The 13,782-nt window shown below is 55.5% G+C and carries 13 protein-coding genes and 4 pseudogenes; 12 read left to right on the top strand and 5 right to left on the bottom strand.

Annotated features, from left to right (window positions below):
* Positions 1-236 precede the first annotated feature (236 nt).
* From cpxR to GPOALKHO_RS05280, 3 genes and pseudogenes are all read left to right on the top strand, one after another.
* Positions 237-935: an envelope stress response regulator transcription factor CpxR gene (gene cpxR, locus GPOALKHO_RS05270; protein ID WP_406701560.1), complete on the top strand. Its 699-nt coding sequence runs from the start codon at positions 237-239 to the stop codon at positions 933-935.
* A complete protein-coding gene (gene cpxA / locus GPOALKHO_RS05275) occupies positions 932-2,305 on the top strand; it encodes an envelope stress sensor histidine kinase CpxA (protein WP_406701561.1) in 1,374 nt (457 codons plus the stop codon). Before cpxR ends, cpxA begins: the two co-directional genes overlap by 4 nt.
* A gap of 199 nt (positions 2,306-2,504) precedes the next feature.
* Positions 2,505-2,916 (top strand): annotated as a pseudogene (locus tag GPOALKHO_RS05280) (tRNA (uridine(34)/cytosine(34)/5-carboxymethylaminomethyluridine(34)-2'-O)-methyltransferase TrmL).
* A gap of 29 nt (positions 2,917-2,945) precedes the next feature.
* On the opposite strand, the pseudogene cysE reads toward GPOALKHO_RS05280, so the two are convergent.
* From cysE to GPOALKHO_RS05305, 5 genes and pseudogenes are all read right to left on the bottom strand, one after another.
* A pseudogene (cysE, locus tag GPOALKHO_RS05285) lies at positions 2,946-3,533 on the bottom strand (serine O-acetyltransferase).
* A gap of 88 nt (positions 3,534-3,621) precedes the next feature.
* On the bottom strand, positions 3,622-4,638 hold the full coding sequence (gpsA, locus tag GPOALKHO_RS05290; RefSeq protein ID WP_406701562.1) for an NAD(P)H-dependent glycerol-3-phosphate dehydrogenase: 1,017 nt from the start codon (positions 4,636-4,638) through the stop codon (positions 3,622-3,624).
* A 2-nt stretch (positions 4,639-4,640) separates the two neighbouring features.
* Entirely contained in the window at positions 4,641-5,111 is a 471-nt protein-coding gene (gene secB / locus GPOALKHO_RS05295) for a protein-export chaperone SecB (protein WP_406701564.1), read from the bottom strand.
* Positions 5,112-5,170: 59 nt separating this feature from the next.
* Positions 5,171-5,422, bottom strand: coding sequence for a glutaredoxin 3 (grxC, locus tag GPOALKHO_RS05300; RefSeq protein WP_406701566.1), 252 nt, complete (start codon positions 5,420-5,422; stop codon positions 5,171-5,173).
* A 22-nt stretch (positions 5,423-5,444) separates the two neighbouring features.
* Complete coding sequence (locus tag GPOALKHO_RS05305) at positions 5,445-5,876, bottom strand: rhodanese-like domain-containing protein (protein WP_406701568.1); 432 nt, start codon at positions 5,874-5,876, stop codon at positions 5,445-5,447.
* A gap of 224 nt (positions 5,877-6,100) precedes the next feature.
* Between GPOALKHO_RS05305 and GPOALKHO_RS05310 the strand changes: the two genes are divergently transcribed.
* The 9 genes and pseudogenes from GPOALKHO_RS05310 (at position 6,101) to rfaC (ending at position 12,990) form a co-directional block, all read left to right on the top strand.
* A complete protein-coding gene (locus GPOALKHO_RS05310; RefSeq protein ID WP_406701570.1) occupies positions 6,101-6,397 on the top strand; it encodes a hypothetical protein in 297 nt (98 codons plus the stop codon).
* Between the two features lie 38 nt (positions 6,398-6,435).
* Positions 6,436-7,261 (top strand): annotated as a pseudogene (envC, locus tag GPOALKHO_RS05315) (murein hydrolase activator EnvC); the annotation flags it as partial.
* Positions 7,262-7,301: 40 nt separating this feature from the next.
* Positions 7,302-8,177 (top strand): annotated as a pseudogene (locus GPOALKHO_RS05320) (divergent polysaccharide deacetylase family protein); the annotation flags it as partial.
* A 461-nt stretch (positions 8,178-8,638) separates the two neighbouring features.
* On the top strand, positions 8,639-8,806 hold the full coding sequence (locus GPOALKHO_RS05325) for a hypothetical protein (protein ID WP_406701571.1): 168 nt from the start codon (positions 8,639-8,641) through the stop codon (positions 8,804-8,806).
* 293 nt (positions 8,807-9,099) lie between these two features.
* Positions 9,100-9,432, top strand: a complete 333-nt coding sequence (locus tag GPOALKHO_RS05330; RefSeq protein WP_406701573.1) for a glycosyltransferase — start codon at positions 9,100-9,102, stop codon at positions 9,430-9,432.
* Between the two features lie 99 nt (positions 9,433-9,531).
* Positions 9,532-9,954, top strand: coding sequence for a hypothetical protein (locus GPOALKHO_RS05335; RefSeq protein ID WP_406701574.1), 423 nt, complete (start codon positions 9,532-9,534; stop codon positions 9,952-9,954).
* 58 nt (positions 9,955-10,012) lie between these two features.
* Complete coding sequence (gene rfaD, locus GPOALKHO_RS05340; RefSeq protein WP_406701576.1) at positions 10,013-10,945, top strand: ADP-glyceromanno-heptose 6-epimerase; 933 nt, start codon at positions 10,013-10,015, stop codon at positions 10,943-10,945.
* A 31-nt stretch (positions 10,946-10,976) separates the two neighbouring features.
* A complete protein-coding gene (gene rfaF / locus GPOALKHO_RS05345; RefSeq protein WP_406701578.1) occupies positions 10,977-12,062 on the top strand; it encodes an ADP-heptose--LPS heptosyltransferase RfaF in 1,086 nt (361 codons plus the stop codon).
* Entirely contained in the window at positions 12,025-12,990 is a 966-nt protein-coding gene (gene rfaC, locus GPOALKHO_RS05350) for a lipopolysaccharide heptosyltransferase RfaC (RefSeq protein ID WP_406701580.1), read from the top strand. Before rfaF ends, rfaC begins: the two co-directional genes overlap by 38 nt.
* Positions 12,991-13,782: the final 792 nt, after the last annotated feature.

Here is a 13,782-nt window from a genome sequence, read left to right on the forward strand (position 1 = left end):
AGGGCATCTTGTTAGTATTCTTTTTAGCGGCTACGGCATTAACAGAGACCAGAGTAGCGGCGATGAACAAGAGGATATATTTGTACATCCCGGCCCCTTGGCATGTTTCTTTGTCGTTATATGATAAAAGTTAGTTTCCCCAAGCCGCTGCAAACATGCATCAAGCGATGTAAAGCTATGTAACGTCGTGGATTGGAATGGATTGATGGCGTATTTTGTGTCAGGAGGTGAATAAAATGAATAAGATCCTTTTGGTTGATGATGACCGTGAATTAACGTCGTTGTTGAAGGAACTATTGGAAATGGAAGGCTTTAACGTCCAGGTGGTCCATGACGGGGAACAGGCGCTGAGCCAGTTGGACAGTTGCATTGACTTATTGCTTCTTGATGTGATGATGCCACGAAAGAATGGTATTGACACCCTGAAAGAGCTACGTCAGCGGCATCAGACGCCTGTGATTATGCTAACCGCCCGCGGCAGCGAGCTGGATCGCGTTTTGGGCCTAGAGTTGGGGGCGGATGATTATTTGCCTAAACCCTTTAACGATCGCGAATTAGTGGCGCGCATACGGGCCATTCTGCGCCGCTCGCACTGGACGGAGCAACAGCAAGCCGGCGAAGCGGGCACCTCGTCTCTTGAGGTGGATTTCCTGTGCCTGAATCCGGGCCGACAGGAGGCGACCTTCGACGGTACGCCGTTGGAATTGACCGGAACCGAATTTACTTTGCTGTATTTATTGGCGCAACATCTTGGCCAGGTCGTGTCGCGTGAGCATTTAAGCCAGGAGGTCCTGGGTAAACGATTGACGCCGTTTGACCGGGCGATTGATATGCATATTTCCAATTTGCGTCGCAAGCTGCCGGAACGCAAAGACGGGCAGCCCTGGTTCAAAACACTGCGCGGTCGGGGCTATTTGATGGTATCCGCTGCATGATTAATAGTTTGACCGCACGCATATTTGCCATATTTTGGTTGACCCTTGCCCTGGTGCTTATGTTAGTGCTTATGGTGCCCAAGCTGGATTCTCGTCAGATGACGCAATTGCTCGACAGCGAACAGCGTCAGGGCGTGGTGTTGCAACAGCATGTTGAGGCGGAACTGGCCGCCGATCCGGCTAACGATTTGATGTGGTGGCGTCGGCTGTTCCGCGCCATCGATAAATGGGCGCCGCCAGGACAGCGTTTGATTCTGGTGACCAGCGAAGGGCTGGTCATCGGAGCCCAGCCCAACGAGATGCAGATCATCCGCAATTTCATCGGCCAATCTGACAATGCCGATCATCCGCAAAAGAAAAAATATGGCCGCGCAGAACTGGTGGGGCCTTTCGCCATTCGCAACGGCGAGAACAGCTATCAGCTTTACCAGATTCGTCCGGCCGGCAGCGCCCAGTCGGACTTCATGAGCCTGCTGTTCGATCGCCCGCTGCTCTTGCTGATTGTCATCATGTTTATCAGCATCCCGCTGCTATTATGGTTGGCCTGGAGCCTGGCCAAACCAGCGCGTAAACTGAAGCATGCCGCCGACGAAGTGGCACGCGGCAATCTTCGCCAACATCCTGAGTTGGAAGCGGGGCCGCAGGAATTCTTGGCGACCGGCGTCAGTTTTAATCAGATGGTTAGCGCGTTGGAGCGCATGGTGACCGCCCAGCAGCGTTTGCTGTCCGACATCTCTCATGAGCTGCGCACGCCGTTAACTCGACTACAGCTGGCTACTGCGCTGATGCGCCGGCGGCACGGCGAAGGACATGAACTCGCGCGCATCGAGACCGAGGCGCAGCGGCTCGACTCAATGATTAACGATCTGCTGGTGTTATCACGCAATCAGCATAAAAACGAGCTGTCGCACGAGATATTGAAGGCCAACGATCTATGGTCGGATGTGCTGAACGACGCCCAGTTTGAAGCGGAGCAAATGGGCAAAAGCCTTGAGCTTACCTCGCCACCGGGCAATTGGCCACTGATGGGGAATCCTTCCGCGCTGGACAGCGCGCTGGAGAATATCGTGCGCAACGCCCTGCGTTATTCGCACCAGTGCATCTCGGTCGGGTTCAGCGCCGATCAGCAAGGTATTACCATTACCGTGGACGATGATGGCCCCGGCGTCAGCGAGGGTGACCGAGAGCAGATTTTCCGACCATTCTACCGCACCGATGAAGCGCGAGACCGAGAATCCGGCGGCACCGGCCTGGGGCTGGCGATAGTCGAAATCGCCGTTATGCAACACCGTGGCTGGGTAAAGGCCGAGGACAGCCAGCTCGGTGGGCTGCGGCTGATTATCTGGTTGCCACTTTTACCCCAGCGCTGAGAGCGCTCAGACGCAGGCTTCTGACCGGGGTGACGGCATGCCCGTCACAGTTCGCCAGGGGCTCCAGGGGCTTGTCATAGCACGACAGGAATAGGCAACCCCACGCCGCTGACCCTCAGAGTCTCACGCTTTTCCAAGCACCAGAAGAGGTGGCAGGGCGAACTATTTTGCTATTCGGTACTCTCCTTAAGGGGATATCATGTTGAATATTTTGTCATACAGGCTGGAGGTACTTCCCGCCACCGGCTGTGCACGAATACCGGTTCAGCTCATTGAAGCGCTGGGATTTATCTGGGACGACAAGCGCCTGCGTCGCATGGGGTTGGATTATCGTGAATTTGCCGCGCTCAGCATCATCGATCACCCTGCTGGCGCAGGCGTAGCCGGCGTGCTATTTGCGCTAACGACCAAAGGCCCACCGGCGCACAGTGCGGTAGCTATCAGGCTGAGAGCTATTTGTTATTCTGGCCAGGGAACCTATGGGCTGTCGCCGTCGATTCTTTGCGCGCTGCCCATGGCGCAGAAAATTCGTATTTCAGACAGACAGCCGCAGCATGAATCTGTCCAATGCGGTGTTGCTTGTGGCGCACAAAGGCCGTGCGCCAGCTTGAACTACATCGGCGCACGGCAATAAACACCGTCAGATGTCGTCGCCGAATTCAAGACCAGGGCAGCTGAAAGACTGATCTATCTCCTCGGACGACCAGTCACTGTCTGGTTTGTCTACTCCACCAGTCAATAGGTGGGCAGCGGTGGTAGTGTCGGTACTACGCGTAAGATGACCGAACCGGCGCCAATCATCACCCACTCACGGGTCTTGCGATGGCGATCGCCGCTGGTCTTACCAGTGCCGTCTATCTACGCCGAAGTAGACGGAAATCTACGCCGAAGGAGACGGAAATCTGATCTTGGCAATAGTTACGCGCCTGGCGATTTTACTACAGCCAATGGCCGATACGGTAAGCCGTAGGGGGTGGAATGCATTAAGATATAGCAACGTCATCCACTAATTGCGCAGCCGCACTGCATGGATGTCGCCCGCGGGAGATATCATGCCAGAATCGGCGCTGTAGGCTCCCTCTCTTCCATCTCATGAATGGCGATGGCCGACATGATGGGATTGTTAAGTTTATTTGCCAGCATACAACTTAATGTACTACCCAGGTTTTCATACTTAGCAGGGTGCGTAGAAAAAACTTGCCAGCATGGATTCACAATCAACCAGCAATCGTGCTTCAGCTTAAGTGTTGTTCCATACAAATTTCGATTCTGCTGCCGATATACCGCACACCTTTTCTGTTGCTAGGTAACCGGCCCTAGCCACCGGCCCTTTCATCTTTCTGCGCGCGGCCCAGCAGTGTCAGCGCCGCCTGATGCGCATTTTTATTCTGATACAGCACCTGATAAATCTGTTCGGTAATGGGCATTTCCACCCCGTAACGGTTGGCCAGCGCCAATACCTCCTTGGCATTTCGGTAGCCCTCAACCACTTGCCCAATCTTTTCCTGCGCCTCCTCGACGCCGGCGCCCTGCCCCAGCAGCATGCCGAAACGGCGATTGCGCGACTGATTGTCGGTACAGGTAAGCACCAAATCCCCCAACCCCGCCATGCCCATGAAGGTACCTGGCTCGGCACCCATCGCCACGCCAAGGCGCGACATTTCCACCAGACCGCGAGTGATCAATGCGGTGCGCGCGTTAGCGCCGAAACCGATGCCGTCGGAGATGCCGGCGCCGATAGCAATAACGTTTTTCACAGCGCCACCAAGCTGAACGCCAATAAGGTCTGAATTATTGTAAACCCGAAAACTTTTCCCGCAGTGTAACAACCGCTGTAAATCGGCGCTGAACGTAGCGTCGGTGGCGGCCAATGCGATGGCAGTTGGCAAGCCTGCCGCCAATTCGTGCGCGAATGTCGGTCCCGACACAACCGCCAACGGCATCTCGTTGCCCAGCACCTCACGCGCCACCTCCTGCAATAGCCGCCCAGTATCCGCCTCCAGCCCTTTGGTGGCCCAGACAATGCGCGCATCCTGCCGCAGATGCGGTTTGAGTTGCGTTAGCACGTTGCCAAATACGTGGCTCGGGACAACAATCAACACATCGCGGCTGGCGGCCAGCGCTGTCGGCAGCGATACTTCTAGGCGCAGCATCGGCGGAAATGGCATATCAGGCAAAAAAGCCTGATTGCAGCGCGCCTCCTCCAGCGCCTGGATATGGGCCGGATCGTGCCCCCACAGTAACACCTCATGACCGTTACGCGCCAAGGTGATAGCCAGGGCCGTACCGTAAGAGCCGGCGCCAATAACAATCATTGAAGCATCGCCAGGCATAATTAGGTGTCCTGAGCCGGCTGGCTACCTTCACCGTCAGCCTGATGCCGCAGGCAGTTCATGAACAGCGCGTCAAAGTTGACCGGCGCCAAGTTCAGTTGCGGGAAGGTGCCGCGAGACACCTGACTGGTGATGCACTCGCGGGCGTAGGGAAACAAAATGTTCGGGCAGTAGGCGCCGAGGCAGTGCGCCATTTGGGTGCCGTCAATGCCTGAAATGGTAAAGATGCCCGCCTGCTGGACTTCGCATAAAAACGCAGTGTCGTCCCCCAGCGCCGCCGTCACGGTGACCCGCAGCACGACTTCATAAATCTCTTCCACCAGCTGGCTGGACGCGGCATCAAGATCCAGTTTGATGTCAGGCTGCCACGCCTGCTGAAACACCTTAGGCGCGTTCGGCGCTTCAAACGAAACATCCTTGGTGTAAATGCGCTGAATCTGAAACGCCATCTCGGTATTATTTTGTTCTGACATGAAAACCCTTTTAAAGTGCCGGGTACGGGCGTTTTGACGCCCGTACCCGTGGTTTCTGTTTATTTAAGCAGTGGATCCAGGCCGCCGCGCGCATCAAGTGCATGCAGATCATCGCAGCCGCCCACATGCTTGCCATCAATAAAAATCTGCGGGACCGTGGTGCGGCCAATGCGCTTGATCATCTCTTCCTGTAGATCTACGTCGCCATCGATGGGGATTTCCTGAAACGGCACTTGTTTGCGAGTGAGTAACGCTTTAGCTCGATGGCAATAGGGGCAGGTTACTTTGGTATAAATTTCGATATTGGCCATGGTCTTCCCTTCTTTAAATGAGTCAGTCACCCCGGACCAGTGGCAAATTTTCCCCGCTCCAGCCGGATATGCCTTCTTTAAGTACATAAACCCTCTCAAAGCCGGCTTTGATTAGGTTTTGCGCCGAATCATTCGAGGTAGTACCTCTGGCGCAAACGACAATGACCGGTTTACCCTTCTCTTTCTCCAGCTCACCCAGATTGCCAGATTTGATGTCTGACGCTGCCAGATTCAGGCTATTGACAATATGCCCTTTACGGTAATCATCCCGGTTACGCAGATCAACAATCACTGCGTCTTCCTTGTTGATCAGGTGGATAGCTTCACTGCGAGCGATATCGCTCACCTTGGAAAACCGGCTTTTGAAAGTGGTAAAAATCACGGAACCCACAAGGATCACCCACTCTAAACTGAGCACGGGGTGGTTGCCGACAAATTGCATAATTTCTTGCATGGGGTAAAAAGACTCCCATTAATAAATGTCCACGCATCAAAGCATTCAAGTATACCTTCGCCGTCGGGCAAATTCAGCCAATATACCGATACACTGCCAAGAAACTGATGGCAATGCGCGTCTCGACGCAAATCTCGGATGAAACCGATGCCTAAGCTCTGATAGATGACTGGTAAGCCGCTGTTCAACGTGAAATAATCGCCGCCATGAGGGAAAAAGCGCCGTTGAAAAATTCATATCCTATGCGCGCCGGCGATCGGCAGCGCGCCACCGAATTCAAATATCGTCTCTGCGCCGGCACACTTTACGCTGGCTCACTGCTGTTGCCTGTCGGCGGCCACGCCGCGGATCACAAGCAGCAGCTTGAAATGGCGCAACAATCTATTTTCGCCAAAGAAAAAGCGTGCAACAACAGCAAAAACAGCGCGCTACTTTGCTCGACCAACTTAAACGGCAAGAGCAGTCCATCGCTCGCTCCTCCCGTGCCCTGCGGGATACCCAGCGCATGCTGGAGACGCTGAACTGCAACATCGATCAACTGACGTTCTCCATACACTAGTTGCAGGACCGTCAGGTCGCGCAGCAGAAATTGCTAACGCAGCAGTTGGACGCCGCTTTGCGCCAAGGGCAGCATCCTGGCTACATTGATCTCAGCAATGCGGAAAGCATGCGAAGTGAACGCATTCTGGCCTATTCCAGTTACCCTAATGAAGCGCGAGCGAAAACCATTAATGATCTGCGCCAGACCTGTACCGACCTCGCGGCGAAAAAGCGCGAACAGCAGCAGAAACAACAGTAGCAACAGCAGGTGTTGCAAAACGCCCGCGCCGTGCGTCAAAAACCCTAAGTGGCCTGAATTCGTCTATTATGGAAGATAAGCAGCGCCTGGCGGAGCTGCGCCAAAACGAAGCGAGACTGCGCGATACCATCACCTGGTAGAAGCGCGAGAAGCGCAGCGGGTGTGTGACCGGGAAAAGCCGCGGCAACATCTATAAACCAAGCGCAAGCGAGCGGGCGCTAGTCGCCAGTACAGGCGGCGGCCTCGGTCGTCCGGCGGAACAAGACTCTGGCGGTGCGGGGCCGCACACTGCACAGCTTCGACGAGCCTCAGCGGGGAGAGCGACGTTATAAAGGGCTGGTGATTGCGACGCCGGAAGGCAGCGAGAAAGCAATCGCCACCGGCCGGGTATTGATGGCCGACTGGTTGCAAGGTTTTGGGCTGGTGGTCGTAATAGAACACGGCAAGGGCGATATGAGCCTGTATGGTTAAACCAGAGCGCGCTAGTCAACGTCGGCGTCAGGTCGGGGCGGGACAATCTATCGTCCTTGTCAGCGCCAGCGGTGGCCAGGGCACGCCATCGCTTTATTTTGAAATTCGCCTCTAGGAGCAAGCAGTCAACCCTATGCCCTGGTTAGGAAGGTAGCTTGTCAATTAAAACGTTCAGCACCGCAATAGTCATACTTCTGCTGCTGGCAAGCACTGCGGCACGGGCCGGGAAATTAGCTATCGTCATTGATGATTTCGGCTACCGGCCTGCGACTGAAAATCAGGTATTGGCCATGCCGGTCAATATTTCCATCGCGGTGCTACCCGATGCGCCCTATGCCCACACAATGGCGGTGAAAGCTCACCAGCAGGGGCGCGAAATTCTGATACATTTGCCGATGGCGCCGTTAAGCAAACAGCCTCTGGAGCGCAACACGCTTACGCCGGCGATGAGCCGCGAACAGGTGGCGGACATCATTCACCAAGCCAGCCAGAAAGTGCCTTACGCTGTGGGACTGAATAACCATATGGGCAGCGCCATGACCTCAAGTCTCAACGGCATGCAAAACGTCATGCAGGCATTGAGTCGCTATTCCTATTATTTCCTCGATAGCATGACCATCGGCAACAGCCAGTCGGTACCCGCCGCCGCCGGCACCGGTGTTCGGGTGCTTAAGCGGCGGGTATTCCTGGACGACACCGACAACGAAACCGACATCCGCGCACAGTTCAACCGCGCGGTGGCCCTGGCTCGCCGCAACGGATCCGCTGTCACTATCGGTCATCCCCATCCAGCCACCGTGCGTGTGCTACAACAGATATTGCCATCCCTACCCGGCGATATTATGCTTGTGCGTCCGAGTATGCTGCTCAACGAGCGGTCCGAGCCGGGTACCGTGGCGGCGTCGATGGTCAAATCGGCGCCGGCGTGCCGGCCTCCTTTCCGCGGTGTGCCCTACTGTTCGAGCTGCCAGGCGCCGCCGGTCTATGCCGACGCCATGGTAAGCGCCATCGCATCAAGTATCGCCGAGACCTGGTGGGGGGTTTTGCGCAGTGAGACTACGTCCAAGGCAGGTAAGCCTGATCTCGGTAAACCTGACGAAGGTAAGTCCGACGACAGTAAGCCAGGCATCGATAAATCCAACAGCAGCAAGCCCAATGCTTGTTCGCCTGCGGTCGGTAAACCTAAAAAACCGGCGTCGGTAAATAGCCGGCCGACAAACCGCGCGACCCGTTCCATCCCTTCAGATGAAGGGGAAGTCTTACCAGCGAAAGGTCGTTAGGGAAAAGGCACGCTTGCCTCACTTCCTGTAACCACAGCCGCAACACCGCGCGTTTAGCCCGCGCGATACGCCTTTCCCCGCCCAAGTGACAACAAGCGACGCTTGCTGCCTTACCGCGGTAACATAATCTCGGTAACATAGTGCATGGTTGTCATCTATGTTACTATGCGCCCAACTTAATAGATGCTCTGTCCTCTGTCCGTTGAGAAAGCATGACGATGCTACAAGGTCGGTTGAAAATTCTACTGTTGGATAATGGCAAAGAATTGGGCGGCGGCTCTAACAGTCCGTTGGAGCTTCTCAAGCGTATCGATCGCTTTGAGGTTAGTTTTACTATAATTATCACCGTGACAACGAAGAAACCATCGGCAACGTCCTGAACACCATGGGTATTCCAACGCGGTTCATTGTCCAGCGCAGGCAGCCGTTGTGGGTCAAACTGGGCAATCTTATGCGGCCTATTTGCTGCACAACGCTGACTGGCGCAAACGCGCCGTGAAAGCCATCGACCAGCGCTGGCGCGCGCGCTCAACGCCCGCCGTATTGCCGACCTGCTGCGTGCAAGGAAATATCGGCTGTTGTATCGGGTGGCGAGCAGACCAATTTGGCGCGCCAAGCGGCGTAATTGGGTCTCGGCAATCGCGTAATCTTTACCAGCTTTTAGCGCAAAGCCATGGAATGCCTGTCCGCCTTCGACACGCTGATATTTGCCTCGCGCAGCGAGGGGTTGCTGCGGGTGATGTTGGAAACTATGCTGCTCGGGACGCCGGTTATTGGCTCGGCGGTCACCGGCATCGCCAAATTGTGTGTCATCAGGACACCGGCCTGCTTTTCTTCCTATCTTCCTATGGCGACGTGGTGCAATTGGCGCGCCATCTGGTCACCCTTTATAGCGATGCCGACCAGCATTGTTTGTTGGCCCGGCGCACCGATGGACGCCTTCGCCGGTAGTTTACCATTGAAATTGTGTCGCCGGCGCGTGCTCGCAGACGGGTATTTATCCTGAAGCTGGGCATGTTGCATTATTCAATGCTAATACCGCCGCATCCGCACGCGCCACGACAGGACATCTTAACCGGTCGCCGGCGGTTTGCCTCTCTCGTCGATGGGCGCCGATTATATTGCGAAATCGTTGCTCAGCGCATTCGTACCTGAGACGGCACTGACTTATTATCGAGATGCGGTGCGGTCGAAACTGGTGGACCATGTCAATGGCGCCTTTCTTGCCTCCACCCGTCAGACCTGGCTGCGCATGTACCCGATATGGATCGCGCTTTTCCACGACACCTGGTCGCGCATGGGTGGGGTTCCCACCGACCGATCAATTGCCCACCCTCGACCTTCCATCGCAGGTGGCGGGCTCACGGCGACTCTTCCCTCTGTCGGAAGAAATATCTTCAATCACGGGATCAAGCCGCAGCCGACACCCGTAAAGTACGTTATCTCAGCAATGACGGCTTGCGCATGCTGCGGCACCGCACTCGCTGTCGACCGGGAAGATATAAAGCCAGGGGAGGAAATGCTATGATAAGACCTTTACGGGAGCTGACGTTGTGCCGGCTCCAACAGTCACGTAAGGCTAACTCATGATAGTTGTCACTGGTGGGGCCGGTTTTATCGGCAGTAATATCGTCCAGGCATTAAATCAGATTGGCTACAACGATATTTTGGTGGTGGATAATCTGAAAGACGGCTCCAAATATGCCAATCTGGTCGACCTTAATGTCACTGATTATATGGATAAAGAGGGTTTCATCGCCAGCATCGTCGCCGGTGATGATTTTGGCGATATTGATGCGGTATTCCATGAGGGCGCCTGTTCTTCCACCACCGAGTGGGACGGCAAGTACGTGATGGATAATAATTATCAATACTCTAAAGAGCTGTTGCACTACTGCATGGAACGCACTATTCCCCTCTTGTACGCCTCTTCCGCGGCAACTTACGGCAGTCGGACGGAAAACTTCATTGAGGATCGGCAGTACGAACAGCCGTTAAATGTTTACGGCTATTCCAAATTTCTCTTCGATCAGTACGTGCGTGCGCTGTTGCCGCAGGCCGAGTCGCAAATTTGCGGCTTCCGTTATTTCAATGTGTATGGCCCGCGCGAAGGGCATAAAGGCGGTATGGCAAGTGTGGCTTTCCATTTGAATAACCAAATCAACGCCGGTGAAAATCCAAAACTGTTTGCGGGTAGCAAAGGCTTCAAACGCGATTTCATCTATGTAGGTGACGTGGCAGCGGTAAATCTTTGGTTCTGGCAAAACGGCGTCTCGGGGATTTTTAATTGCGGCACCGGCCAAGCGGAATCTTTTCAGGCCGTTGCGGACGCCGTGCTGGATTATCATAAAAAAGGCCAGTTAGAATACATTCCGTTCCCTGAAAAACTGAAAGGGCGCTATCAGGCCTACACCCAGGCGGATCTCACACAGTTACGCGGCGCCGGTTATCAACAATCGTTTAAAACCGTCGCCGAAGGGGTCGCGGAATATTTGCGCTGGTTGAACCATAACTATTGATATCCTTCAGGGTACAAAAGAGAGCGGCGGCATGAAAATACTGGTGATCGGGCCATCCTGGGTCGGCGATATGATGATGTCCCATAGCCTGTATCGCCTGTTGGCGCAGCGCCATCCCGACGCGCAGATCGATGTAATGGCCCCGGCCTGGTGCCGCCCTTTGCTTCACTGCATGCCGGAGGTCAACCAGACGCTAGCGATGCCGCTCGGCCACGGCGCCCTGGCGCTGGGGGAGCGCTGCCGGCTAGGGCGGGCGCTGGGGAAAAGCGGCTATCAGCAGGCGTTGGTCCTGCCCAATTCGTTCAAAACAGCGCTAGTGCTGTTTTTCGCCAGCATCCCGCAACGCACCGGCTGGCGCGGCGAGATGCGCTATGGTTTGCTCAACGACATCCGCACGCTGGATAAGCAAGCCTTTCCACTGATGGTGCAGCGCTACGCCGCCCTAGCTTTCGATCGTCAGGAGATACGCACCGCATCCGATTTACCCACGCCGCTGCCCTGGCCGCGGCTGACGGTCAGCACGACGGACATCAATCTGGCCCTGAGCACTTTTGTGCCCGACAGCGCACGTTCACTTATCGGCTTTTGCCCCGGCGCGGAATTTGGCCCCGCCAAACGCTGGCCACATTACCATTATGCCGCGCTGGCCAAGGCGCTCATACGTCGCGGCTATCAAATAGCGCTGTTCGGCTCCGACAAGGACCAGGCGACCGGAGAGGCAATCAGCGCCGCGCTGCCCGCGGAGTATCGCGACCACTGCCACAACCTGGCGGGCAAAACTTCGCTGGAGCAGGCGGTAGCACTTATTGCCGCCTGCCAAGGGATCGTTAGCAACGATTCCGGCTTGATGCATATTGCCAGCGCGTTGGACCGTCCTCTGGTGGCGCTGTACGGTCCCAGCAGTCCGGATTTCACCCCGCCGCTTTCCCACCAGGCCCGGGTGATTCGTTTAATCAGCGGTTACCATAAAATACGAAAAGGTGATGACGAACAAGGCTATCATCAGAGCATGATCGCTATCCAACCTGCCCAGGCGCTGAGCGAACTGGAAACATTATTGCCCATCGAGAGGAGAATTAATGCAGGTTCTGATCGTCAAAACGTCCTCGATGGGTGATGTATTGCATACGCTGCCTGCGCTGACAGATGCGACGCAGGCCTTGCCGGGGATCCGTTTCGACTGGGTGGTAGAGGAAAATTTTACCCAAATCCCCACCTGGCATCCGGCGGTGCGGCAGGTCATTCCAGTGGCGATTCGCCGCTGGCGTAAAAACTGGTTCGGCACGACCACGCGGCAGGAGCGATGCGATTTTAAACGGCAGTTGCAGCAAGAGCGTTACGACGCGATTATCGACGCGCAGGGCTTGATGAAAAGCGCCGCACTCGTCACCTGTGTGGCGCGCGGCGAAAAGCACGGTCTTGACTGCAAAAGCGCGCGAGAACCCTTCGCCAGCTGGTTTTACAGCCAGCGACACGATGTGAGCAAGCAACAGCACGCCATAGAGCGCATACGCCAGTTGTTCGCCGCTAGTCTGGATTACCCGTTTCCCATAACAACTGGCGATTATGCTATTGCCAGCCACTTTACCACTGGGACAGGCGGCGAAGCCTACCTGGTTTTTCTGCACTCAACCACCCGCGCCAGTAAACACTGGCCTGAAACCCATTGGCGCAAGCTTATCCAGCTTGCCGCTGACGCCGGTTACCGCATCAAGTTGCCCTGGGGGACAGAGCAGGAGCAGCTACGCGCCCGGCGTCTGGCCGAGGGATTTAGCACCGCGCAAGTGCTCCCGCCATTGTCGCTGGCGGAGGTGGCGGCGCGGCTGGTGGGCGCGAGGGCGATTGTGTCGGTGGATACCGGCCTCAGTCATTTAGCCGCGGCCCTCGACCAGCCGAACCTGACGCTGTACGGCTCCACCGATCCCAAACTTATCGGCGGTTACGGGCGCCACCAGCAAGCGCTACGCGCTGACGATGGCAATATGGAGAGCCTGACGGCGGAGCACGTCTGGCAGACGTTGCAACCGATGCTGCCGCCAAGGTAGCATGGATAGCCCATCATGAATTATCCGTTCATCTTTCTTCCGCTAAAGCTGATTCAGCGACCTACGGGCAAAAATCTGGTTATCCAGACGGTAGAAAGTTGGCGATTACATCAACCAAATGCTGTTTAGCAAGATCCGCCTGGCTTATGTCTAATAAGCCGCTACAGCCACGTCTACCTGCTGAATCCAAACAACGGTGATTTGTTTATGCTGCCTGCAACGCACCTGACAAACTGTTTCTTAGCACCTACACGCGGCGCTGATACCACAGGTTGTTTTATCTCGCCGCCAGCCGCCCTTAGCTAGCGCAGCCAGCCAAAACACGCCACCTCGCTGCTCAACGCCACACCAGGAGCTGGCCGTTCCCTCTATACCCTTAACATCGGCATCAGCATCTCCGCCGGGAATAAAGCCAAGACGCTGCCGCCGTCGGTATGGGAAGAAATTACGCTGTTGTCCAGCCTGCCGTGCCGTTATTATGTCTTCGGTCACGCCAATGAACCGGGCTATCTTGATGCGCTTATTATTGCGACGTCGGCAACGAGAAATCCTCAGCTCGATAGGCTTACTGCCTCTGGATGAGGTCTCGGATGCCGTTCGCTGTGTGGACTGCTATATCGCTACCGATTCTGGCAAATTTATATTTCCGATGCGTTACCGTGTGCAGGTGATCTGCTTTGCGAGGCTGAAGAACAACGGCCACTAAACAATGCCATGATAATTCGCCCCAACGCTATTGCTTCCTCATTTTTTCGCCGCGCTGTATCATGCGCTCAATCGGCGGCGGAACTT

The sequence above is a fragment of the Sodalis sp. (in: enterobacteria) genome (genome assembly GCF_036327475.1).
Classification (GTDB): domain Bacteria; phylum Pseudomonadota; class Gammaproteobacteria; order Enterobacterales; family Enterobacteriaceae.

Excerpts from the sequence above, each read along its gene's own strand:
- cpxR (WP_406701560.1), top strand. The coding sequence starts at position 237 with ATGAATAAGATCCTTTTGGTTGATGATGACCGTGAATTAACGTCGTTG.
- cpxA (WP_406701561.1), top strand. The coding sequence starts at position 932 with ATGATTAATAGTTTGACCGCACGCATATTTGCCATATTTTGGTTGACC.
- gpsA (WP_406701562.1), bottom strand. The coding sequence starts at position 4,638 with ATGCCTGGCGATGCTTCAATGATTGTTATTGGCGCCGGCTCTTACGGT.
- secB (WP_406701564.1), bottom strand. The coding sequence starts at position 5,111 with ATGTCAGAACAAAATAATACCGAGATGGCGTTTCAGATTCAGCGCATT.
- grxC (WP_406701566.1), bottom strand. The coding sequence starts at position 5,422 with ATGGCCAATATCGAAATTTATACCAAAGTAACCTGCCCCTATTGCCAT.
- GPOALKHO_RS05305 (WP_406701568.1), bottom strand. The coding sequence starts at position 5,876 with ATGCAAGAAATTATGCAATTTGTCGGCAACCACCCCGTGCTCAGTTTA.
- GPOALKHO_RS05325 (WP_406701571.1), top strand. The coding sequence starts at position 8,639 with ATGACGATGCTACAAGGTCGGTTGAAAATTCTACTGTTGGATAATGGC.
- GPOALKHO_RS05330 (WP_406701573.1), top strand. The coding sequence starts at position 9,100 with ATGGAATGCCTGTCCGCCTTCGACACGCTGATATTTGCCTCGCGCAGC.
- GPOALKHO_RS05335 (WP_406701574.1), top strand. The coding sequence starts at position 9,532 with ATGGGCGCCGATTATATTGCGAAATCGTTGCTCAGCGCATTCGTACCT.
- rfaD (WP_406701576.1), top strand. The coding sequence starts at position 10,013 with ATGATAGTTGTCACTGGTGGGGCCGGTTTTATCGGCAGTAATATCGTC.
- rfaF (WP_406701578.1), top strand. The coding sequence starts at position 10,977 with ATGAAAATACTGGTGATCGGGCCATCCTGGGTCGGCGATATGATGATG.
- rfaC (WP_406701580.1), top strand. The coding sequence starts at position 12,025 with ATGCAGGTTCTGATCGTCAAAACGTCCTCGATGGGTGATGTATTGCAT.